This window comes from Paraburkholderia sp. RL17-347-BIC-D (assembly GCF_046027915.1).
GTDB lineage: Bacteria > Pseudomonadota > Gammaproteobacteria > Burkholderiales > Burkholderiaceae > Paraburkholderia.
This window is the reverse complement of sequence record NZ_JARESS010000035.1, coordinates 1-20,767: the sequence shown is the minus strand read 5'-3', so window position 1 is coordinate 20,767 and position 20,767 is coordinate 1. Positions and strand designations below refer to the sequence as shown.

The 20,767-nt window shown below is 62.8% G+C and carries 19 protein-coding genes and 1 pseudogene; 13 read left to right on the top strand and 7 right to left on the bottom strand.

Going from position 1 to position 20,767, the window contains the following annotated elements:
* Positions 1–3 precede the first annotated feature (3 nt).
* The gene (gene fghA / locus P0D96_RS33555) at positions 4–855 is read left to right on the top strand and encodes an S-formylglutathione hydrolase (RefSeq protein WP_408317898.1); all 852 of its coding nucleotides are present in this window, start codon (positions 4–6) and stop codon (positions 853–855) included.
* A gap of 59 nt (positions 856–914) precedes the next feature.
* Here the strand turns inward: fghA and P0D96_RS33550 are convergent, their stop codons facing one another.
* From P0D96_RS33550 to P0D96_RS33535, 4 genes are all read right to left on the bottom strand, one after another.
* A complete protein-coding gene (locus P0D96_RS33550) occupies positions 915–1,697 on the bottom strand; it encodes a metal ABC transporter permease (protein WP_132373292.1) in 783 nt (260 codons plus the stop codon).
* A complete protein-coding gene (locus P0D96_RS33545) occupies positions 1,690–2,631 on the bottom strand; it encodes an ABC transporter ATP-binding protein (protein ID WP_408182289.1) in 942 nt (313 codons plus the stop codon). Before P0D96_RS33545 ends, P0D96_RS33550 begins: the two co-directional genes overlap by 8 nt.
* Complete coding sequence (locus tag P0D96_RS33540) at positions 2,628–3,593, bottom strand: metal ABC transporter solute-binding protein (protein ID WP_408317896.1); 966 nt, start codon at positions 3,591–3,593, stop codon at positions 2,628–2,630. Before P0D96_RS33540 ends, P0D96_RS33545 begins: the two co-directional genes overlap by 4 nt.
* A 61-nt stretch (positions 3,594–3,654) precedes the next feature.
* Complete coding sequence (locus P0D96_RS33535; RefSeq protein WP_132373298.1) at positions 3,655–4,149, bottom strand: Fur family transcriptional regulator; 495 nt, start codon at positions 4,147–4,149, stop codon at positions 3,655–3,657.
* Positions 4,150–4,475: 326 nt separating this feature from the next.
* Here P0D96_RS33535 and P0D96_RS33530 point away from each other — a divergent pair, with 326 nt between their 5' ends.
* From P0D96_RS33530 to P0D96_RS33500, 7 genes are all read left to right on the top strand, one after another.
* The gene (locus tag P0D96_RS33530) at positions 4,476–5,258 is read left to right on the top strand and encodes an L-iditol 2-dehydrogenase (protein WP_408287646.1); all 783 of its coding nucleotides are present in this window, start codon (positions 4,476–4,478) and stop codon (positions 5,256–5,258) included.
* A 72-nt stretch (positions 5,259–5,330) separates the two neighbouring features.
* On the top strand, positions 5,331–6,653 hold the full coding sequence (locus P0D96_RS33525; RefSeq protein WP_132373302.1) for an ABC transporter substrate-binding protein: 1,323 nt from the start codon (positions 5,331–5,333) through the stop codon (positions 6,651–6,653).
* Between the two features lie 165 nt (positions 6,654–6,818).
* A complete protein-coding gene (locus P0D96_RS33520; RefSeq protein WP_408182283.1) occupies positions 6,819–7,754 on the top strand; it encodes a carbohydrate ABC transporter permease in 936 nt (311 codons plus the stop codon).
* A gap of 38 nt (positions 7,755–7,792) precedes the next feature.
* A complete protein-coding gene (locus P0D96_RS33515) occupies positions 7,793–8,626 on the top strand; it encodes a carbohydrate ABC transporter permease (RefSeq protein WP_085966707.1) in 834 nt (277 codons plus the stop codon).
* A complete protein-coding gene (locus P0D96_RS33510; RefSeq protein ID WP_408317893.1) occupies positions 8,623–9,336 on the top strand; it encodes an HAD family hydrolase in 714 nt (237 codons plus the stop codon). The genes P0D96_RS33515 and P0D96_RS33510 overlap by 4 nt, the downstream gene beginning before the upstream one ends.
* A gap of 105 nt (positions 9,337–9,441) precedes the next feature.
* Positions 9,442–10,551 carry an ABC transporter ATP-binding protein gene (locus tag P0D96_RS33505; protein ID WP_132373310.1) on the top strand — a complete coding sequence of 370 codons (1,110 nt, stop codon included), beginning with the start codon at positions 9,442–9,444 and terminating at the stop codon, positions 10,549–10,551.
* Between the two features lie 58 nt (positions 10,552–10,609).
* Positions 10,610–10,906: a DUF1330 domain-containing protein gene (locus P0D96_RS33500; protein WP_408317891.1), complete on the top strand. Its 297-nt coding sequence runs from the start codon at positions 10,610–10,612 to the stop codon at positions 10,904–10,906.
* Between the two features lie 18 nt (positions 10,907–10,924).
* On the opposite strand, the gene P0D96_RS33495 is transcribed toward P0D96_RS33500, so the two are convergent.
* The 3 genes from P0D96_RS33495 to dalD form a co-directional block, all read right to left on the bottom strand.
* A complete protein-coding gene (locus P0D96_RS33495) occupies positions 10,925–11,872 on the bottom strand; it encodes a sugar-binding transcriptional regulator (RefSeq protein WP_408317889.1) in 948 nt (315 codons plus the stop codon).
* Positions 11,873–11,962: 90 nt separating this feature from the next.
* Positions 11,963–13,444, bottom strand: coding sequence for a xylulokinase (gene xylB, locus P0D96_RS33490; RefSeq protein WP_408317887.1), 1,482 nt, complete (start codon positions 13,442–13,444; stop codon positions 11,963–11,965).
* Between the two features lie 138 nt (positions 13,445–13,582).
* Complete coding sequence (dalD, locus tag P0D96_RS33485; protein WP_408317885.1) at positions 13,583–14,995, bottom strand: D-arabinitol 4-dehydrogenase; 1,413 nt, start codon at positions 14,993–14,995, stop codon at positions 13,583–13,585.
* A 383-nt stretch (positions 14,996–15,378) separates the two neighbouring features.
* Here dalD and P0D96_RS33480 point away from each other — a divergent pair, with 383 nt between their 5' ends.
* From P0D96_RS33480 to P0D96_RS33460, 5 genes and pseudogenes are all read left to right on the top strand, one after another.
* The gene (locus P0D96_RS33480) at positions 15,379–16,359 is read left to right on the top strand and encodes an AraC family transcriptional regulator (RefSeq protein WP_408182276.1); all 981 of its coding nucleotides are present in this window, start codon (positions 15,379–15,381) and stop codon (positions 16,357–16,359) included.
* A 51-nt stretch (positions 16,360–16,410) separates the two neighbouring features.
* A pseudogene (locus P0D96_RS33475) lies at positions 16,411–17,166 on the top strand (ATP-binding cassette domain-containing protein); the annotation flags it as partial.
* A 50-nt stretch (positions 17,167–17,216) separates the two neighbouring features.
* Positions 17,217–18,305, top strand: a complete 1,089-nt coding sequence (locus P0D96_RS33470; RefSeq protein ID WP_408317883.1) for an alcohol dehydrogenase catalytic domain-containing protein — start codon at positions 17,217–17,219, stop codon at positions 18,303–18,305.
* 46 nt (positions 18,306–18,351) lie between these two features.
* The gene (locus tag P0D96_RS33465) at positions 18,352–19,896 is read left to right on the top strand and encodes an FGGY-family carbohydrate kinase (protein WP_408182273.1); all 1,545 of its coding nucleotides are present in this window, start codon (positions 18,352–18,354) and stop codon (positions 19,894–19,896) included.
* Positions 19,893–20,630: an SDR family oxidoreductase gene (locus P0D96_RS33460; RefSeq protein ID WP_408317881.1), complete on the top strand. Its 738-nt coding sequence runs from the start codon at positions 19,893–19,895 to the stop codon at positions 20,628–20,630. The genes P0D96_RS33465 and P0D96_RS33460 overlap by 4 nt, the downstream gene beginning before the upstream one ends.
* Positions 20,631–20,767 lie beyond the last annotated feature (137 nt).

Sequence of the window (20,767 nt, the reverse complement as noted above, 5' to 3'; positions counted from 1 at the left end):
GCCATGCTTGAACTCTTATCGTCGCATGCCTGTCATGGCGGCGAGCAGCGCATCTATCGGCACGACTCGCAGACCATCGGTCTGCCGATGCGCTTCTCCATCTATCTGCCGCCGCAGGCCTTGCAAGCCAACGCGAACGTACCCGCGCTGTTCTATCTCGCGGGACTCACGAGTACAGAAGAGACCTTCCCGGTCAAAGCCGGAGCGCAGCGCTTCGCGGCGCAGCACGGCATCGCGCTAATCGCGCCGGATACCAGTCCGCGCGGTGCGGGTGTGCCGGGCGAAAGCGCGGCGTGGGACTTCGGCGTGGGCGCGGGCTTTTACGTCGACGCCACGCAGCAGCCGTGGGCGCAGCACTACCGGATGTACTCGTACGTGCGGGACGAGCTGCGCGAAACGGTGCTTGCGAATCTGCCGGTGGACGGCGCGCGTCTGGGCATCTTCGGGCATTCGATGGGCGGTCACGGCGCCTTGATGCTGGCGCTGCGCAATCCGGAGATTTATCGGTCGGTGTCGGCGTTCGCGCCGATTGCCGCGCCTTCACTGTGCCCGTGGGGCGTGAAGGCGTTCACCGGCTATCTGGGCGAAGACCGGGAAGCGTGGAAGCAGTACGACGCGAGTGAACTGGTCGCGCATGTGTCGCGCAAGTTTTCGGCGGGGATTCTGGTCGATCAGGGGCTCGCGGATCAGTTCCTTGCCGAGCAACTGAATCCGGATGTGTTCGAAGCCGCTTGCCAGGCCGCGGGTCAGCCGCTGACGTTGCGCCGTCACGCGGGTTATGACCACGGGTATTACTTCATCTCGACGTTCATCGAGGATCATCTCGCGCATCACGCGAAGGTGCTGCTCGGCTGAAGTCTCACAGGACGACGATGGTGGTGTGCAGATGCGACGCCGTCATCGTCCCTGGAGATTCAATGCCGTCTCAACAAACTCGCGCCGTACACCACCGCCGAGAGTACGGTGATCCAGAAGCTCGTCGGCCAATCGGTGTAGAACGCGAGCGTCAAACCGAGCCACGCTTGCAGCAACGCAAACACAGCGGCCAGCACGAGGCCCGCTGATAACCGCGTCGTCATGTTTTGCGCGGCGGCAGCCGGGCCGACCATCAGCGTGAACACCAGCAGCACGCCGACGATCTGCGTACACGCCGCCACGGCCAGCGCGGCAATCGCGAGAAACAGCACGGACACGAGGCGCAACGACACGCCCTTGGCTTCGGCCAGTTCCGGCTGCAACGAAGCGAACAGCAGCGGCCGCATGATCGCCGCGAGCGCCAGCAAACTCACGACGCCGAGACCCGCCAGCACGCCGAGCGTCGACGCATTCACGCCGAGCACGTTGCCGAACAGCAGCGCGGTGACCTGGGTCGCGTACGCGGTGAAGAAGTGCAGGAACAACAAGCCGAAGCCGAGCGACAGCGAGAGGATCACGCCGATCGCCACATCGCGTCCGGCAAGACGTTCGCCGAGCGCGCCCATGCCGACGCCCGCCGCGAGCGTGAAGCCGATCATCCCCCAGATCGGCGAGATGCCGATCAGCACCGCGCCGGTCGCGCCGGTGAAGCCGACGTGCGAGAGCGCGTGGCCCGCGAAGGTCTGTCCGCGCATCACCAGAAAATAGCCCACCACGCCTGCCAGCACCGCGACGATCCCCGACGCCGCGAATGCGTTCACCATGAAATCGTATTCAAACATCGTGCGTGTGTCCGTCGTGCGAGTCGTGCTGATGTGAGTGGCCGTGCGAGTGGCCATGCGAATGTGAATGCGAGTGGCTGTGGCCGCCGCTCTCGTCGTGTTCGTGCTCGTGATCGTGCTTTTCCACTTCGACGTCGCCCGACATCACGAAGATGCGGCCGTTCACGCGCATCACGTCGATCGGCGAGCCGTAGAGGCGCGACAGGACCGGCCGGGTGATCACTTCGTCGACGGTGCCGAGCGCCGCCACGCCGCTGCCGAGATACAGCACGCGATCGAGCGCGTGCAGCAGCGGGTTCAGTTCATGCGCCGAAAACAGCACGGCGATGCCGAGTTCCTGCTGCACGCGCCGCACCAGTTCGACCACGCTCTTCTGATGATGCGGGTCGAGGCTGATCAGCGGTTCGTCGAGCAACAGCAGCTTCGGGTTGCCGAGCAGGCATTGCGCGAGCAGGAGCCGCTGACGCTCGCCGCCCGACAGTTCCGACAACGGCCGCTCGGCCAGCTTGCGGCCGCCCACCAGATCCAGCACGCGCTCGACATCGGCGCGAGTGGCGGCGTCCGCATGCGGCAACCCCCAACGATGGCCGTCGGCGGCCATCGCGACGAAATCGCGGCCACGCACGCGACGTCCGGCGAGCGCACTGCGCGTCTGCGGCATATAGCCGATCGACGCGTTGCCGCGCTCGACCGGTTGTCCCAGCACGCGGATCGCGCCCTGAGCGGCAGGCACGAGACCGAGCACGGCACGCATCAGCGTCGTCTTGCCCGCGCCGTTCGGCCCGAGCACGCCGATGAATTCGCCCTGGTTCACCACGAAGCCAGTGTCGCGCAGAATCGTGCGGTCGCCGAGTTTGAGCGTCACCTGCTCGAGTTCGAGCACGGGCGCGGTGCTGGGGGAACGCGCAGGCGCGCTGCGGCCAGTCTCAGTCATGGGGTTTTTCCTTTCGCACCTGAAGCCGCGGCGTTCGCGCCATTCGCGTCGCCCGCCGCCAGCGCCGTGCCCAACGCGTCGAGCTGCGTCAGCATCCACGTCTGATAGGTCTTGCCGGCCGGTTCGGTCTCGGTGACGCTCATGGTCGGCACCTTCGATTGCTGCGCGAGCTTCAACATGCGTTTGGTCAGGGCCTCGGTTGCCTGGCTGTTATAGATCAGAACACGGACGCGCTTCTCGCGCAGATCGCGTTCGAATGCGGCGATATCGGCCGCGCTGGCTTCGGTGTCGTTCATGGTGGCCAGCTGGAAGCGCAGATTGCGCATGCTCAGGCCCACCGCGTCGGACATGTAGCCAAACACCGGCTCGGTCGCCGTGACCGGCACGCCCGCGTAGCGGCCATGCAACTCGGCGACCTTGGCGTCGACCGGTTTCAGCGAATCGAGAAACTTCGCGAGGTTCGCATCGTACGCCGACTTGTGCGCCGGGTCAGCCGCGACGAGCGCCTCACTCACGGCGCGCGCCACTTTCGGCATGGTCGCCGGGTCGTACCAGAGGTGCGGATTGTCGCCGCCCTTCTTGCCGGTGAGATCGGCCGCGACGATCGTGACGCGCTTCGAGCCCTTCGACGCCGCGAGCAATTTTGCCATCCACGGATCGTAGTCGGCGCCGTTGTAGACCACAAGGCTCGCATGCTGCAACGCACGCGCCGTCTTCGGACTGGCTTCGAACAGATGCGGATCCTGGTCCGGATTGCTGAGGATGCTCGTCACGTCGACGCGATCGCCGCCGAGTTGCTGCACCACATCGCCGTAAAAATTCTCCGCCGCGACCACCGGAATTTTTGCATCCGCGGCCATCGCGACGTGGCCGAATGCGAGCACGGCGACGCTCACGGCGAGGTACTTCGACAGCTTCAGCGCACGCTGCGCGCCGTTCAACATCGAGCCAAAATTCTTCATTGTTGTGTCCTGCTGCGTGAGAGTTGAATGAATCACGGACGTTAGGAAGGGCGCGCCGGTTCTACGCCGGTTTTGTGCCGGCGCAGGCACCCGCGGGCCGCGCCGCGCGGGCACACAGCGCGCACAGACCGCTCAGTTCGACCACCTGTCGATGCACTTCGAAGCCGTGCGCCGGCGCGCTATGCGACAACTGTTCGGCGAGGTCGTCGCCGGGAATCTCGACGGTCGCGCCGCAGCCGTCGCACATTAGAAACTGGCTGCGATGCGGCACGCCGACTTCGCAGCAGGCTACGAACGCGTTCTTCGATTCGATCCGATGGACGAAGCCATGCGCGAGCAGAAAATCCAGCGCGCGATAAACGGTCGTGGGCGGCACGCGACCGCGTGCCGGCTCGAGCGCGTCAAGCAGCTCGTAAGCGCCGATCGGCCGCTCGCTGGCGACGATCGCCGCATACACCTGACGACGCAGCGGCGTGAGCGCAAGCCCGTGCAGCGCGGCATGCGCTTCGGCATGCGCGAGCCGCACGGCGTGGTGTTCTGCAATCGATGTGGCCATCGGCGGATGCTCCTGACGAAACAGCAATCAAACGAAATAGCGATCAAGCGGCTTCGAAGCGAGGTCGAAATGATATAACGTATCTCGAATTTTTGTCAGCAAGGCGAGCAGAAAGCACTTTGGCTGTCTTCGATTTCTCGTAATAGTGTTGTTCTAGGCAGATGAGTGGGGCGCATGTCCTGCCGCGCTGCACCATCGAAATCTGCTCGGGCGCCTTGACATGGCCCTGTGCGTATCCGATCATTCGATCACTAACAGAGCAATTGTTCGCGCAATGAGCGTTCGCTCACCGCGCCTCAAGAAGCGAAACGAACCGGAGACGAGCAGTGGCGGCACGATTGCAAGACAAGGTGGCCATTCTGACCGGCGCGGCAAGCGGAATCGGTGAAGCCGTCGCCCGCCGGTATCTGGACGAAGGCGCGCGCTGCGTGCTGGTCGATGTGAAGCCGGCGGACAGTTTCGGCGACACATTGCGCGCCGCTTACGGCGAGCGCGTGCTGACCGTGAGCGCCGACGTCACGCGCCGCGACGATATCCAGCGCATCGTGGCGAGCACGCTGGAGCGCTTCGGGCAAATCGACATTCTCTTCAACAACGCGGCGCTCTTCGACATGCGCCCGATCCTCGACGAATCTTGGGACGTGTTCGACCGTCTCTTCGCGGTCAACGTGAAGGGCATGTTCTTCCTGATGCAGGCCGTTGCACAAAAGATGGTCGAGCAAGGCCGCGGCGGCAAGATCATCAATATGTCGTCGCAAGCCGGACGGCGCGGCGAGGCGCTCGTGTCGCACTACTGCGCGACCAAGGCGGCCGTGCTGAGCTACACGCAATCCGCGGCATTGGCGCTCGCGACGCACAAGATCAATGTGAACGGCATCGCGCCGGGTGTCGTCGATACGCCGATGTGGAACGAAGTCGACGCGCTCTTCGCCCGCTATGAAAACCGGCCGCTCGGCGAGAAGAAACGCCTCGTTGGTGAAGCGGTGCCGCTCGGCCGCATGGGCGTGCCGGACGATCTGACCGGCGCCGCCCTGTTTCTCGCGTCGGCCGACGCCGACTACATCACCGCGCAAACCCTGAACGTCGACGGCGGCAACTGGATGAGCTGAGTCCGCGCCGTTCATCGTCATTTTCGTAGAACAAACGCTGCACTACATAACGTACGAGAAAGGAGACAACACATGAAGCCAGCTCTCAAATCCACGCTAAAGGCGGTCAGTGCCGGCGCTGTCGCATGCTTTGCATTGAACGCGTCGGCGGCCACGGTGACGATCGCCACGCTGAACAATCCAGACATGATCGAGCTGAAGAAGCTCTCGCCCGAATTCGAAAAGGCGAATCCGGACATCAAGCTGAACTGGGTGATTCTCGAAGAAAACGTGCTGCGTCAGCGCGCCACCACCGACATCACGACCGGCAGCGGCCAGTTCGACGTGATGACGATCGGCGCGTACGAAACGCCGCAATGGGGCAAGCGCGGCTGGCTCACGCCGCTCACCAATCTGCCCGCCGACTACGATCTGAACGACGTCGTGAAGACGGCCCGCGACGGCCTCTCGAGCGGCGGCCAGTTGTACGCGCTGCCGTTCTATGTAGAAAGCTCGATGACGTATTACCGCAAGGATTTGTTCGCGGCCAAGGGTCTGAAGATGCCCGATCAGCCGACCTACGAACAGATCGCGCAATTCGCCGACAAGCTCACCGACAAGGCCAACGGCATTTACGGCATCTGTCTGCGCGGCAAGGCGGGCTGGGGCGAGAACATGGCCTACGGCACGACGGTGGTGAACACCTTCGGCGGCCGCTGGTTCGACGAGAAGTGGAACGCGCAGCTCACCTCGCCGGAATGGAAGAAGGCGATGACTTTCTACGTTGATCTGCTGAAGAAGGACGGCCCTCCGGGAGCGAGTTCGAACGGCTTCAACGAGAACCTCACGCTGATGTCCTCCGGCAAGTGCGGCATGTGGATCGACGCCACGGTTGCCGCTGGCATGCTCTACAACAAGCAGCAATCGCAGATCGCGGACAAGGTCGGTTTTGCCGCGGCGCCGATCGCGGTCACGCCGAAGGGTTCGCATTGGCTGTGGGCCTGGGCGCTGGCGATTCCGAAGTCGTCGAAGCAGCCTGACGCGGCGAAGAAGTTCATCACGTGGGCCACGTCGAAGCAATACATCGAACTGGTCGCGAAGGACGAAGGCTGGGCCTCGGTGCCGCCGGGAACGCGCAGGTCCACGTACGCGCGACCGGAGTACAAGCAGGCAGCTCCGTTCGGCGACTTCGTGCTGAAGGCGATCGAAACGGCGGATCCGGAGCATCCGACGCTCAAGCCGGTGCCATACACCGGTGTGCAGTTCGTCGGGATTCCTGAGTTCCAGTCGTTCGGTACCGTGGTCGGTCAGAGCATCTCCGGCGCGATTGCCGGTCAGATGACGATCGATCAGGCGCTGGCAGCCGGCAACGCCACTGCGGATCGCGCGGTGAAGCAGGCCGGTTACCAGAAGTAAGCCACGGTAGTCATGTGGCACGCGCCGGCTGACGCCCGTCAGCCGGCCCACGCAGCACAGCGGGCCGTCCCCCGCCGCGCATGCGCCGCGACATCGCAAAGTGTCGCCGCGGCGTTCATGCGGTTTCGGGCGGCGGTCCGCGCATTACCGAACAGGTGGTCAATCATGCGTCCTCTGCGCCTACCTATCATGCATGCCCATCCCCAGACAGAAAAAGAACGTGAAATCCGCAAGGCCAATTCCGCCCGCTGGCTAGTCTCGCCGTCGGTCGCGGTCCTGGTGCTGTGGATGGCGATTCCGCTCGCGATGACGATCTGGTTTTCGTTCTCGCGCTACAACCTGTTGAATCCGGATCTGAAAGGCTTCGCGGGTTTCGACAACTATAAATACCTGGCCAGCGATCCGTCGTTCGGCCCTTCGATCGGTCACACGCTCGAACTGATCATCTCGGTCCTCGTGATCACGGTGGTCGGTGGCGTGCTGATGGCGATCCTGTTCGACCGCAAGTTCTACGGCCAGGGTATCGCGCGGCTGCTCGCCATCGCGCCGTTCTTCGTGATGCCGACCGTGAGCGCGCTGATCTGGAAGAACATGATTCTGCATCCGGTGTATGGCCTGATCGCGCAGGGCATGCGCGCCATGGGCATGACGCCGATCGACTGGTTCGCGGAATATCCGCTGACAGCCGTGATCATGATCGTCGCGTGGCAGTGGCTGCCGTTCGCTTTCCTGATTCTGTTCACGGCGATCCAGTCACTCGATCAGGAGCAGAAGGAGGCGGCGCGCATCGACGGCGCGGGTCCGTTCTCGATGTTCTTCTACATCACGCTGCCTCACCTGAAACGGGCGATCGCGGTGGTGGTGATGATGGAGACGATTTTCCTGCTGTCGATCTTCGCCGAAATCTATACGACCACGGGCGGCGGTCCGGGCACTGCGACCACCAACCTGTCGTACCTGATCTATTCGCTGGGCCTGCAACAGTTCGACGTCGGTCTCGCGTCGGCGGGCGGCATTCTCGCTGTCGTGCTGGCCAATATCGTGTCGTTCTTCCTCGTGCGGATGCTCGCGAAGAACCTGAAAGGGGAGTACGAAAAATGAGCCAAGTTGCCTCTACCCCGGTGTCGAACTCGACTGCCATGACCGTGCCGGCGAAGTCGCCGTTCGCCGCGATTCGCCGCGGCATTCCCGGCGTGATCGCCTGGCTCGTCGCCTTGCTGCTGTTCTTTCCGATCTTCTGGATGACAATCACCGCATTCAAGACGGAGCAGCAAGCCTATGCGTCGTCGCTGTTTTTCATCCCGACGCTCGATAGCTTCCGCGAGGTGTTCGCGCGCAGCAATTACTTTTCGTTCGCGTGGAATTCGATACTGATCTCCGCGGGCGTGACGATTCTGTGCCTGATTCTCGCGGTGCCGGCTGCATATGCGATGGCGTTCTTCCCGACCCGTCGCACGCAAAAAGTGCTGCTGTGGATGCTGTCGACCAAGATGATGCCGTCGGTCGGTGTGCTGGTGCCGATCTATCTGTTGTGGAAAAACAGCGGGCTGCTGGATTCGGTGTCGGGCCTCGTGATCGTCTATACGCTGATCAATCTGCCGATCGCGGTGTGGATGTCGTTCACGTACTTCGCCGAAATACCACGCGACATTCTCGAGGCCGGGCGGATCGACGGTGCCGCGACGTGGCAGGAAATCGTCTATCTGCTGATGCCGATGTCGCTGCCCGGGCTCGCATCGACGGCGCTGCTGCTCGTGATCCTGTCGTGGAACGAAGCGTTCTGGAGCATCAACCTGTCGAGTTCGAACGCCGCGCCGCTGACTGTGTTCATCGCCTCGTATTCGAGTCCTGAAGGTCTGTTCTGGGCCAAGCTGTCGGCCGCTTCGCTGCTGGCGGTCGCGCCGATTCTGATCGTCGGCTGGCTGTCGCAGAAGCAACTGGTGCGCGGCCTTACCTTCGGGGCGGTCAAATGACGGCAGGCACGAGTGGAAGCACGCTCGCCGGCAATTTCGCACTGATCTGCGATTGCGACGGCGTGCTGATCGACAGCGAAGCCGTGGCGGCGCGCATGCTGGTGCACGAACTCGAAGCGCGCTGGCCCGACACCGACGTCGAACCGGTCGTGCTGCCGCTGCTTGGACTACGCATCGAGAAAGTGCTGCAGGGCACCGCGGCGCAACTCGGCAAAAGTCTCAGCGTCGACGATATCGATGCGATCCGCAGCGCGGTGGAAGCAGCGGCGATGCAGGCGCCGACGGTCGAAGGCATCGAAGCCGCGCTGGCTCAGGTGCCGATCGCCAAGGGCTGCGCGAGCAACAGCTATCGCCCGTATGTGGAAACGGTGCTGACGCGCACGGGCCTCGTGAGGTTTTTCGGCGACCGCCTGTTCTGCGCCGATGCGGTGCCGAATCCGAAGCCCGCGCCCGACGTCTATCTGGCGGCGGCCAAGGGCCTCGGACTCGCACCCTCGGCGTGCCTCGTGGTGGAGGACAGCGTCACCGGCGTGACGGCGGCGAGCGCGGCGGGCATGACGGTGCTCGGCTTCATCGGCGGCGGTCATGCGAGCGATGCGCAGATCGACAGGCTGCATGCAGCCGGCGCGCGTCACGTATTCGACGACATGCAGCAGTTGCCGGAACTGGTCGCGCAATGGACGCTGAGCGCGACGGCAGCGGCACCGTAGGCACGGCAGCGAAAAGCAAATCAACGTAGCAGCCTGGGCGTGCCAAACAGTTCAGGCAACCGAAACATCGGACAAGCAACACATAGCATTACACGGAGACACATCATGGCAAGCGTAACTCTGCGCAACATCAGGAAGGCGTACGACGAAAACGAAGTGATGCGCGACATCAACCTCGATATCGCGGACGGCGAGTTCGTCGTGTTCGTGGGCCCGAGCGGTTGCGGTAAATCGACGCTGATGCGGATGATCGCCGGCCTCGAAGATATCAGCGGCGGCGATCTGACCATCGACGGCATGCGTGTGAACGACGTTGCACCCGCCAAGCGCGGCATCGCGATGGTGTTCCAGTCGTACGCGCTGTATCCGCACATGACCCTGTACGACAACATGGCGTTCGGCCTGAAACTCGCCGGCACCAAGAAGCCGGAAATCGATTCGGCCGTGCGCAACGCGGCGAAAATCCTGCATATCGACCATCTGCTCGATCGCAAGCCGAAGCAGTTGTCCGGCGGCCAGCGTCAGCGCGTGGCGATCGGCCGCGCGATTACGCGCAAGCCGAAGGTGTTCCTGTTCGACGAACCGCTGTCGAATCTCGACGCCGCCTTGCGGGTGAAAATGCGCCTCGAATTCGCGCGCCTGCATGACGAACTGAAGACCACGATGATCTACGTGACGCACGATCAGGTCGAGGCGATGACGCTGGCGGACAAGATCGTAGTGCTGTCGGCGGGCAATCTGGAACAGGTCGGCAGCCCGACCATGCTGTATCACGCGCCGGCCAACCGTTTCGTCGCAGGATTCATCGGTTCGCCGAAGATGAACTTCATGGAGGGCGTGGTGCAGTCGGTCACGCACGACGGCGTCACGGTGCGTTATGAAACCGGCGAGACGCAGCGCGTCGCGGTGGAACCGGCCGCGGTGAAGCAGGGCGACAAGGTGACGGTCGGCATTCGCCCCGAGCATCTGCATGTCGGCATGGCCGACGACGGCATAACGGCCCGCACGATGGCGGTCGAATCGCTCGGCGACGCGGCGTATCTGTATGCGGAATCGAGCGTCGCGCCGGACGGACTGATCGCGCGGATTCCGCCGCTCGAACGTCATACCAAAGGCGAGACGCAAAAACTCGGCGCCACGCCGGAGCATTGCCATTTGTTCGACAGCGCAGGGAAAGCATTCCAGCGTAAGATCGTCGAAGTGCTGGCCGCGTGATGATTTGGGAAAGCGGCGGGCGCGCCGCTTTCCTTTCAATCACGCTCCGGAAACGCTCATGGTTGCCTACGTCGTCATTACGCGCGAGAAAACGCTCGACCCCGCGAAGCTGGACGAATACAAACAGGTTGCGCCTGCAACCTTCGAGCGGCATCCGGTCATGATGCTGGCGAGCCACGGGCGCAAGGAAGTGGTGGAGGGTCCGCCGATCGACGAAATCCTGATCCTCGAATTCGCCAGTTACGACGAAGCGCTCACCTGGTATCGCAGTCCGGAGTATCAGGCCGTCAGCGAGACGCGTCTGCAGGGCGGGGAATATCGGATCATCATCACCGAGGGGCTGACGGCGATGTAGCGCGGCAAGGCCGCCGGCTCACGCCTCGAGCGCGGCCCTTGCGCACGATTCGTCAGTCACGAGTCCCGACAGCCAGCCGCCTTTGAGCACCGCGATCAGCGCCTCATGCTTGCGTTGGCCGCCGGCGAAACCGATGGTCGGGCGCCGCGGCGGCGAGTCGAGCGCGATGCTCGTCACGCGCCGGCCGGTCGGCGATTCGACGTGCGCGCCGGCTGAATCGATCGGCAGGCCGAGCATTTCAGCCACGGCGCCGTTCTGCATCAACTCTTTCACTTCCGCCGACGTAATGAAGCCGTCTTCGTGCAGCGGGCATTTCGGCCCGATATTACCGATGCCGACGAACGCCACGTCGGCCTGCGCCGACAGCGATTCGACGATCCGGTAAAGCCGGTGATTGCACCACTGCGCGCGTTCCGCTTCGCTATCGGCGAGCAGCGGCGCGGGCAGCAGAAAATGCTTGCCACCCGTCTTCTCCGAAATGTGCAGCGCGACGTCATAGCGGTTCGAGGAGCCGTCCTGGGCGATCGCTCCGACCATCGATACCAGCCGGTGCTGCGGACGGTCCAGTTGCGCGATCTGATCGACTGCGGCCTTCAGCGTCCGGCCGCTGCTCACCGCGACCACCATGGGTTTTTCCTCGCTGAGATAGCGCTCCATCACCTGCGCACCGGCCACCGCCAGCTTACGGTCGACTTCTTCGGACGTATCGCTGTCGATCGGCACCACTTCGCACATGCTGAGGCCATAGCGCTTCGACAGTTGATCGGCGAGCGCGAGGCAGTCCGCCAGTTTGTGATCGACGCGCACGCGAATCAGATTCTTTTCCACCGCGAAGGCGACCAGCCGTTGCGCGACCGGGCGCGACACCTGGAGCTTCTCAGCGATCTCGTTCTGGGTGTTGCCGGCGACGTAGTAAAGCCACGCGGCGCGGGTAGCAAGATCTAATTTTTCTGTGGACTTGGGCACGGTGACGGTTCGCTTGAAGTGCGCCGATGATAGCAGCCGGTCCCGGCGCCTTAACTCAACCCGGCGCTGAAACAGGCTGCGGATTGCCGGTCAGGCAAGCGGCTGCCGCGCGGGGTCGAACAACGGCCGCACGTGGCGGTAGAGCGCGCGATACGCTTCGAGCCGCGCGCGCAGTTCGGCATGGCGGCGTGGGTTCGGCGTGAACTCCTTGGCGATGGGCGGCTTGGTCAGCACCGTGGCCGGATCGCCGCCCGCGGCCAGCCAGCCGAGGCGTGCCGCGCCGAGCGCCGCGCCGGTCTCGCCGCCGCCGTGCTTGCGGGTGGCGGTGTCGAGTGCGTCGGCGAGCAACTGGGCCCAGTAGTCGCTGCGGGCGCCGCCCCCGAGCAGGGACAGCGCCTTCGCTTCGGTGCCGGCCGCGCGCAGCGCATCGAGGCCGTCGGTTAGCGCGAGCGTGACGCCTTCGAGCACCGCGTAGCCGAGCAGCGCGCGATCGGTTGCGTGAGTCATGCCGAAGAACACGCCTTGCGCGTACGGGTCGTTGTGCGGCGTACGTTCGCCGGACAGATAGGGCAGGAAGAGCGGCGCGGTGTTCAACGCGTCCGCGGGCAGCGCCTCGATTTCGGCGAGCAGGGTCGGCTCGTCGGTGGAGGTGAGCTTGCAGACCCAGCGCAGACAGCTTGCAGCCGAGAGCACCACGCTCATCTGGTGCCAGCGATCCGGAATCGCGTGACAGAACGCGTGCACGGCCGAAGCCGGATTCGGCCGGAAGCTGTCGCCGACCACGCACAGCACGCCCGACGTGCCGAGCGAGACGAAGCCGTCGCCGGGTTGCGTCGCGCCGATGCCGATTGCGCTGGTGGCGTTGTCACCGCCACCGGCCGCGACGATCACACCGTCGCTCAAACCGAACTCGCGCGCGACTTCGGGCAGCAGCGTGCCAGACGGCTCGCTGCCTTCGCACAGGCTCGGCATCTGCGCGCGCGACATATTGCAGGCCGCGAGCAGCGAGTCCGACCAGTCGCGCTTGGCGACATCGAGCCACAGCGTGCCGGCCGCATCCGATGGATCGGACACCTTGCCGCCGGTCAGTTGCAGGCGCAAGTAATCTTTCGGCAGCAATACGCAAGCGGTTTGCGCAAAAATCTCGGGTTCGTGGCGCGCGACCCACAGCAGCTTCGGCGCGGTGAAGCCGGGCATGGCGAGATTGCCGGCGACGCTGTGCAGCTCCGGCGCGCGCTCGGTCAGTTCCGCGCATTCCTTGTCGCTGCGCATGTCGTTCCACAAAATCGCCGGACGCAGCACGCGGTCCTGCGCATCCAGCAGCACGGCGCCGTGCATCTGACCCGACAGGCCGATGCCGCGAATCTGCGCGAACTCGTCGGGATGTTTGGCGCGCAATGCGGCGAGCGCGGTGCGCGTGCCGGCCCACCAATCTTCGGGATTCTGCTCGGCCCAGCGCTGATGCGCGCGCGAAACGGTAAACGGTGAGCCTGCGGTGCCGATCACGCGTCCGTCGGACGCGAGCAGCAGAACTTTTACTTCGGACGTGCCGAGGTCGATGCCGAGATACATGGGCGCGGAACCTTCGTCGTTGGAGATGCGCTACTTTAGCCGCACATGGCGCGCGGTGCCATGCGCATTAAGCCTGGCACCGACGCGCTTCGATGCCGCGCGGTGCGCGGCCCTTCTTAATCGTGAAGTCTGCGGCGCTCAAACCGCGCCGCGTTTGGCGAGCCATACATCGACGCGCGCCAGTGCGCCTTCCAGCGCCGATTCGAGTTCCGGCGTTTGGGCCATGCTGCCCCACAGCAGCCGGTCGGCGGCGAACGCTTTCAACGGATCGGGCGCCTCGAAGAAAGCGCGCGCGGCGCGCTCATCCATCACACCGTCCTGATACGCGTAGGGCAGTTCGCCGGTGTTCCAGCGCTCGAGAAAGCGGAAGAAGAGGGCAGGCAGCATCGCCGTCGCCGCGGGCGTGACGCCGCGCTCGAAACACTCCGACATCGTCGGCGCGATAAAGCCGGGCAGCTTCGAAAAGCCGTCCGCCGCGACGCGCTGGTTCGTGTCCTGGATATACGGATTGCTGAAGCGCTCGAGCACCACGTCGCGATAGCGTTCGAGGTCGAGCGGACTCGGCGTGAGACACGGAATCACGTCTTCGGTCACGTATTCGTAGGCGAATTTGTTGATGTCGGCGTCGAGCGTGCCTTCGTGAATGTAGTTCAGCCCGACCAGCGTACCCGCCCACGCGATGCAGCTATGCGTCGCGTTGAGGATGCGGATCTTCGCTTCTTCATACGGCATCACCGAGTCGACCAGTTCCGCGCCGACGTTTTCCCATGCCGGGCGTCCCGCAATGAAGCGGTCTTCGATCACCCATTGGATGAACGCTTCGCCCATCACCGGAGCGGCGTCGTCGACGCCGGTGGCGGCCTTGACGCGCTCACGCACGTCCGGCGTGGGACGCGGCGTGATGCGGTCGACCATCGAACTCGGACAGGCGGTGTTGTCGTCGAACCATTGCGCGAGGTCCGCAGCGCCGCGCCGTTCGAGAAACTCGCTCATGCCCGCATGGAAGCGTTCACCGTTGCGGCGCAGGTTGTCGCAGGTCTGCAGCGTGACCGGGCCCGCGTCGCCTTTCATGCGCGCGTCGAGAATCGCAGCCAGCGCGCCATAAATGGTGGTGTGGCCGCCTTCGAGGTCGGCCGCGAGATCGGGGTTGGCGGCGTCGAGTTCGTCCTGCTCGTCGAGGTAATAACCGCCTTCGGTGACGGTGAACGCGATGATCTTGCAGGCCGGATCGGCGCCGGCTGCGATCAGAGCGTCGAGGCTCTCGGTCCACGGTACGACGCGCTCGATCGAACGAATCGTCTCGTAGGCGCGCTCACCTTGAGGCGTGACGGTCTCGAGCGTATAGACGCCGTTTTGCGCGGCGAGCGCTTCGAGCACCGCATTCATGTCGCTGCGGATATTGCCGACCGTTAGCGACCAATGCGGCTCGCCCGGCACCTTGGCCTCGTTCAATCGGTGGAGATACCACGCCTGATGGGCGCGATGAAACGATCCCGCGCCGATGTGCAGGATCACGTGTGCGGCCGCGCCGCTGTCTTGCCCGCTGTTCATGTGCGTCTCCTGAATGTCCTTGCTCGCACGGCTGGTAGCGTGCGTTTCTTCTAGAGTTGGAGCATTTGCTCTGTATGTGAGCGAATGATCGTACCCGGCGAAACGAAAGTCAAGGCGACTGCGAACGGTTTTCGTGGCGCAGCGCGGCGTGGCGGGGCTTTTCGGCGTGGCTCACGGTGCGCCTTAGCGTGATGGAGGCGCGTTGCCAAGCGTATTGCATTGCATCAAATTTGACATTGAGCGCGCCAGGACTAACCCGAATGCAAAAAAGTATCGGTCCGCGGTTTCATTTTTAGTGGTGAATAGCGCGCCGGAAGGCTACTTTTCGCTATACAAGACGAAGACCAGCGGCGCTCCAAACGGCCGCTTCATGGAGGCAGACAGTGCAACCCGATCTCGAACTCGTGGCCGTACGCCGTGACGAATCGTTCAAAGTATGGTCGCACGGCTATCCGTACCGCACGGTGCGCTGGCACTTTCATCCGGAATACGAAATTCACCTGATCGTGGCGACGACCGGCAAGATGTTCGTCGGCGATCACATCAGCAGCTACACGCCTGGCAACCTCGTGTTGATGGGGCCGAACCTGCCGCACAACTGGGTGAGCGACGTGCCGGAAGGCGAGACGATTGCGCAGCGCAATCTGGTCGTGCAGTTTGGACAGGAGTTCGTATCGAGCTGCATCGACAGTTTTCCTGAGTGGCGTCAGGTCGAAGCGCTGCTCGCCGATTCGCGTCGAGGCATCTCGTTCGGCGCGCAAACGAGCGCGGCGATCCAGCCGCTGTTCCTCGAATTGCTGGCGGCGCGCGGACTGCGCCGGCTGGTGCTGTTCATGTCGATGCTCGAAATCCTGATGAACGCGGAGGATCGCGAAACGCTCGCGAGTCCCGCTTATCAGGCCGACCCGACCAGCTTCGCGTCGACGCGCATCAATCACGTGCTGTCGTATATCGGCAAAAACCTCGCGAACGAGTTGCGCGAATCGGACCTGGCGCAGCTCGCGGGCCAGAGCGTCAGCGCGTTCTCGCGGTATTTCCGCCGCCACACGGGGCTGCCGTTCGTGCAGTACGTGAACCGCATGCGTATCAACCTCGCCTGCCAACTGCTCACCGACGACGATCTGAGCGTCACCGATATCTGTTTCAAGGCGGGCTTCAACAACCTGTCGAATTTCAACCGGCAGTTCCTCGCGGTGAAGGGCATGGCGCCTTCGAAATTCCGCCACTATCAGCAACTGAACGACGCAAGCCGCGACGCCTCCGAAGAAGCCGCGGCGCGCGGCGTGGGTATCGACGACGCGCCCGCCATCGTGCTCGCGCCGGGTCTGCCGCGCAGCGCCGCCGCCGCTTATCCACCGACGTAGTCCCAGCCACGCTTCCAGCCGAAGCGTTTTATTTCACCCGCGTTTCAACACGTGAAGATCGATCTGTCGGTGCCGATTCGCGAACTCTCGGTGGCACTGCAGCAGTTCGTCGCGATGATTTTCATCTCGCACCACCTCGAAGAGATTTCCGAAGTGTGCGACCGCATTACCCTGCTGCGTGATGGTCAGTACGTCGGCATGACCGAGGTATCGCAATCCGACGTAGGGCATCTCGTGGAGATGATAGTGGGACGCCGCATCGAAAACAGCCTTCCGCCGAAGCCACCGCTGCGCGCGGATGCGAAGATCGTGCTCGAAGTCGACAAGCTACAGTTGCTCAAGGACAGTCCGATGTTGAGCTTCAGGCTGCGTGAAGGCGAGATTCTCGGCTTCGCGGGACTGGTCGGCTCGGGGCGCACGGAAACCGCGCTTGCCGTGATCGGCGCGGATCCGGCGCACGTCAAGGAGATTCGCATCAACGGCGCGGCGGCCAAGCTGTCCGATCCCGCCGATGCGTTGCGCGCCGGTGTCGGCATTCTGCCGGAGAGCCGCAAGACCGAAGGCCTGATCACCGACTTCTCGATCAAGCAGAACATCTCGATCAACAACCTCGGCAAATATCGCTCGTGGAGTTTTTTCATCGACCAGCGCAGCGAAGCGCGTGCGACCGCCGACATCATGAAGCGCGTGGGCGTCAAAGCGCCGACCATGCACACCGAAGTCGCGACGCTTTCCGGCGGCAATCTGATCTCGTCCGAACTGCCGGAGATCGTCTGCATGTGCGACCGCGTCGCCGTGTTCCGGCGACCGCAGAAAGTAACTCTCCACTGACTTCCTTTTTTTAGCAGGACCATGCAATGACGACTCAATCCGACAAGCAGAACATGACAGCTATCGTCTGTCATGCACCGAAAGACTATCGCGTCGAACAGGTGTCGAAGCCTCGCGCGGGCGCCCACGAACTGGTGATCCGCATTGCCGCGTGCGGCATTTGCGCGAGCGACTGCAAATGTCATTCGGGCGCGAAGATGTTTTGGGGCGGCCCGAGCCCTTGGGTGAAAGCGCCGGTGATTCCCGGCCACGAGTTCTTCGGTTTCGTCGAGGAAATCGGCGAAGGCGCGGCTGATCACTTCGGCGTGAAGATGGGCGACCGCGTGATCGCCGAACAGATCGTGCCGTGCGGCAAATGCCGCTATTGCAAATCCGGTCAGTACTGGATGTGCGAAGTGCACAACATCTTCGGCTTCCAGCGCGAAGTCGCCGATGGCGGCATGGCCGAATACATGCGCATTCCGCCGACGGCGATTGTTCACAAGATTCCCGACGGCATTTCGCTGGAAGATGCCGCGATCATCGAGCCGCTTGCCTGCGCGATCCATACGGTCAACCGTGGCGACGTGCAGCTCGACGACGTAGTGGTGATCGCGGGCGCCGGTCCGCTCGGTCTGATGATGGCGCAAGTCGCGCACCTGAAAACGCCCAAGAAGCTGGTGGTGATCGATCTGGTCGAAGAGCGGCTCGCACTCGCCCGCGAATACGGCGCCGACGTGACGATCAACCCAAAACAGGACGACGCGCTTGCGATCATTCACTCGCTCACGGACGCTTACGGCTGCGATGTGTATATTGAAACCACCGGCGCGCCGATCGGCGTGAATCAGGGCATGGACCTGATTCGCAAGCTCGGGCGGTTTGTCGAGTTTTCGGTGTTCGGCGCGGATACGACGCTGGATTGGTCCGTGATCGGCGACCGCAAGGAACTCGACGTACGCGGCGCGCATCTTGGACCGTACTGTTACCCGATCGCGATCGATCTGCTGGTGCGCGGGTTGGTGACGTCGAAAGGCATTGTCACGCACGGCTTTTCGCTGGAAGAATGGGACGAGGCGATCAAGATCGCCAACTCGCTTGATTCGATCAAGGTGTTGCTGAAGCCGCGCGCCTGAGCGTCGAACGTGGGCGGAGAATGAGCGGCATACAAACGGAGACAGTATGGATTACGTCATCGGCGTCGATATCGGCACGCAGAGCACCAAAGCGCTGCTGGTCGATCAGCACGGCGCGATCGTCGCGCAGCATGCGTCGAGTTATCAGCCGGATACGCCCAAGCCGCTGTGGGCCGAACAATGGCCCGCGGTCTGGTTGAAGGCGGTGGTGGAGTGCATCGCCGCATGCGTCGCTAAAGCGAAGGAGGCGGGCGTCGCGTCGAATTCGATCAAAGCCGTGTGCGTAAGCAGCCTGTACGGCGGCTCCGGTATTCCGGTGGATAGCGACATGCGTCCGCTTTATCCGTGTTTGATCTGGATGGATCGGCGCGCCACCGAACAGGTCGAATGGGTGCGCAACAACGTCGATCTCGAACGGCTTTATACGATCACCGGCAACGGCGTGGATAGCTATTACGGCTACACGAAGATGCTGTGGCTGCGCGATCACGAGCCGGATGTGTGGTCGCATACGCGCTACTTTCTGCCGCCGAATGCTTACGTGATCTACATGCTGACCGGCGAGGTGGCGGTGGATCATAGTTCGGCGGGCAATATCGGCGGCATCTACGACATTGCCAAACGTGATTGGTCCGATGAAGCGCTCGACATGCTCGGCATTCCCGCGACGATGATGCCCGAGCGGTTGGTCGAATCATCGGAAGTGGTGGGCGGCTTGCTGTCGCAGTGGGTCGAGCAGCTTGGCCTAGATGCGGGTACGGCGATCGTCGCGGGTGGCGTTGACGCAGCGGTGGCGACGTTCGCGGCCGGTGTCACGCGTGCTGGCCAGCATGTCGCGATGATCGGCACGAGTATGTGCTGGGGCTATATCAACCAGTCCGTCGACGCACGGCACGGGTTGATCAGCATGCCGCATGTGTTCAACGGGCAGCACGATATCTATGTGTTCGGCGGCGCGATTACGGCGGGCGCGTCGGTGACGTGGTATCGCGAGCAGTTCTGTCAGGCGGAAATCGAGGCCGCGCGCGCGACACCGCATGGCGATCCGCATCGCTTGCTGGAAGAGAGCGCTTCTCGGATTCCGGCTGGTTCTGACGGTGTGATGTTCCTTCCGTATCTGATGGGCGAACGTAGTCCGGTGTGGGACGCGAAAGCGAGCGGGGCGTTCGTCGGGTTGAGCCTGTTTCATACGCGCGCACATTTGTACCGCGCGGTGTTGGAGGGCGTGTCGTTCGCGCTGAAGCACAACATCGAAGCGGGACGCAAAGGCGCGCAGTCGCTGGATGACAAGTTGATCGTGGTGGGCGGCGCCGCGCATTCGGATTTGTGGATGCAGATCATCGCGGACATTACCGGCTATCCGGTCTATACCATCGAGCAGGACGTGGAGGCGGCAATGGGGGCGGCGTTGCTGGCGGGCGTCGGTGTCGGCCTGGTATCGCGTGAAGAGGCGAGGAGCGGATGGGTTACGCTGGTTGAACGTGCGGAGCCGAACGCGCAACGGATGGCGTTGTATGAGCAACGGTTCGGCGTTTATACGGATTTGTATCCGGCGTTGAAGCCGGTCATGCATCGGTTGCAGACATCATGAATGCTACTTTTGATTTTTCTGGCCGCTCGATTCTCGTGACGGGGGCTTCGAGTGGAATTGGGCGCGCCACGGTTGAAGCGTTGTGTGCGTCTGGTGCGAATGTGGTTGCTGCGGCGCGGAATGTGAATGAGCTTGCGCGGTTGGCTGAGGAGACGGGCTGTGAGCCGTTGGTACTTGATGTTAGCGATGAGGCTGCTATCGATGAGGCGTTGGGGTCGCTCGATGTGTTCGATGGGCTCGTGAATTGCGCGGGGATTGCGTTGCTTGAGCGGGCGGTGGATACGACTGGTGCGAGTTTTGATCGTGTGATGGCTGTGAATGCGCGTGGCGCGGTGTTGGTTGCCAAGCATGTGGCGCGTGGGATGATCGATGCTCAACGGGCTGGCAGTATCGTGAATGTTTCCAGTCAGGCTGCGCTCGTTGCGTTGGATGATCATTTGAGTTATTCGGCTTCCAAGGCTGCGCTTGATGCTGTCACGCGGGCTCTCTGCGTCGAGTTGGGGCCGTTTGGGATTCGGGTTAATAGTGTTAATCCTACGGTTACGTTGACGCCGATGGCGCTGATGGCCTGGAGTGATCCGGTTAAGCGGGAGCCGGCGCTTAAGGCTATTCCTTTACAGCGGTTTGCGGAGTCTGCTGAAGTTGCTGCACCGATCTTGTTCTTGTTGAGTGATGCGGCTTCTATGATTAGTGGGGTTTGTTTGGCTATTGATGGGGGGTATACGGCTAGGTAAGGTTTTTTGCCTTTGCGGCGGCTGATTTTTCTGTGATCCTAAGGTGTTGGCCTTTCCTTGATTTCTTTGTGGTCTATTAGCGTTGCCCCTGTGCGGGGCGGCGCCTACTTTCTTTGCCGCCGCAAAGAAAGTAGGTG

What these genes read in the sequence shown, in the direction of transcription:
- fghA (WP_408317898.1), top strand. Translation starts at nt 4, where the DNA reads ATGCTTGAACTCTTATCGTCGCATGCCTGTCATGGCGGCGAGCAGCGC.
- P0D96_RS33550 (WP_132373292.1), bottom strand. Translation starts at nt 1,697, where the DNA reads ATGTTTGAATACGATTTCATGGTGAACGCATTCGCGGCGTCGGGGATC.
- P0D96_RS33545 (WP_408182289.1), bottom strand. Translation starts at nt 2,631, where the DNA reads ATGACTGAGACTGGCCGCAGCGCGCCTGCGCGTTCCCCCAGCACCGCG.
- P0D96_RS33540 (WP_408317896.1), bottom strand. Translation starts at nt 3,593, where the DNA reads ATGAAGAATTTTGGCTCGATGTTGAACGGCGCGCAGCGTGCGCTGAAG.
- P0D96_RS33535 (WP_132373298.1), bottom strand. Translation starts at nt 4,149, where the DNA reads ATGGCCACATCGATTGCAGAACACCACGCCGTGCGGCTCGCGCATGCC.
- P0D96_RS33525 (WP_132373302.1), top strand. Translation starts at nt 5,331, where the DNA reads ATGAAGCCAGCTCTCAAATCCACGCTAAAGGCGGTCAGTGCCGGCGCT.
- P0D96_RS33520 (WP_408182283.1), top strand. Translation starts at nt 6,819, where the DNA reads ATGCGTCCTCTGCGCCTACCTATCATGCATGCCCATCCCCAGACAGAA.
- P0D96_RS33515 (WP_085966707.1), top strand. Translation starts at nt 7,793, where the DNA reads ATGACCGTGCCGGCGAAGTCGCCGTTCGCCGCGATTCGCCGCGGCATT.
- P0D96_RS33510 (WP_408317893.1), top strand. Translation starts at nt 8,623, where the DNA reads ATGACGGCAGGCACGAGTGGAAGCACGCTCGCCGGCAATTTCGCACTG.
- P0D96_RS33505 (WP_132373310.1), top strand. Translation starts at nt 9,442, where the DNA reads ATGGCAAGCGTAACTCTGCGCAACATCAGGAAGGCGTACGACGAAAAC.
- P0D96_RS33500 (WP_408317891.1), top strand. Translation starts at nt 10,610, where the DNA reads ATGGTTGCCTACGTCGTCATTACGCGCGAGAAAACGCTCGACCCCGCG.
- xylB (WP_408317887.1), bottom strand. Translation starts at nt 13,444, where the DNA reads ATGTATCTCGGCATCGACCTCGGCACGTCCGAAGTAAAAGTTCTGCTG.
- dalD (WP_408317885.1), bottom strand. Translation starts at nt 14,995, where the DNA reads ATGAACAGCGGGCAAGACAGCGGCGCGGCCGCACACGTGATCCTGCAC.
- P0D96_RS33470 (WP_408317883.1), top strand. Translation starts at nt 17,217, where the DNA reads ATGACGACTCAATCCGACAAGCAGAACATGACAGCTATCGTCTGTCAT.
- P0D96_RS33465 (WP_408182273.1), top strand. Translation starts at nt 18,352, where the DNA reads ATGGATTACGTCATCGGCGTCGATATCGGCACGCAGAGCACCAAAGCG.
- P0D96_RS33460 (WP_408317881.1), top strand. Translation starts at nt 19,893, where the DNA reads ATGAATGCTACTTTTGATTTTTCTGGCCGCTCGATTCTCGTGACGGGG.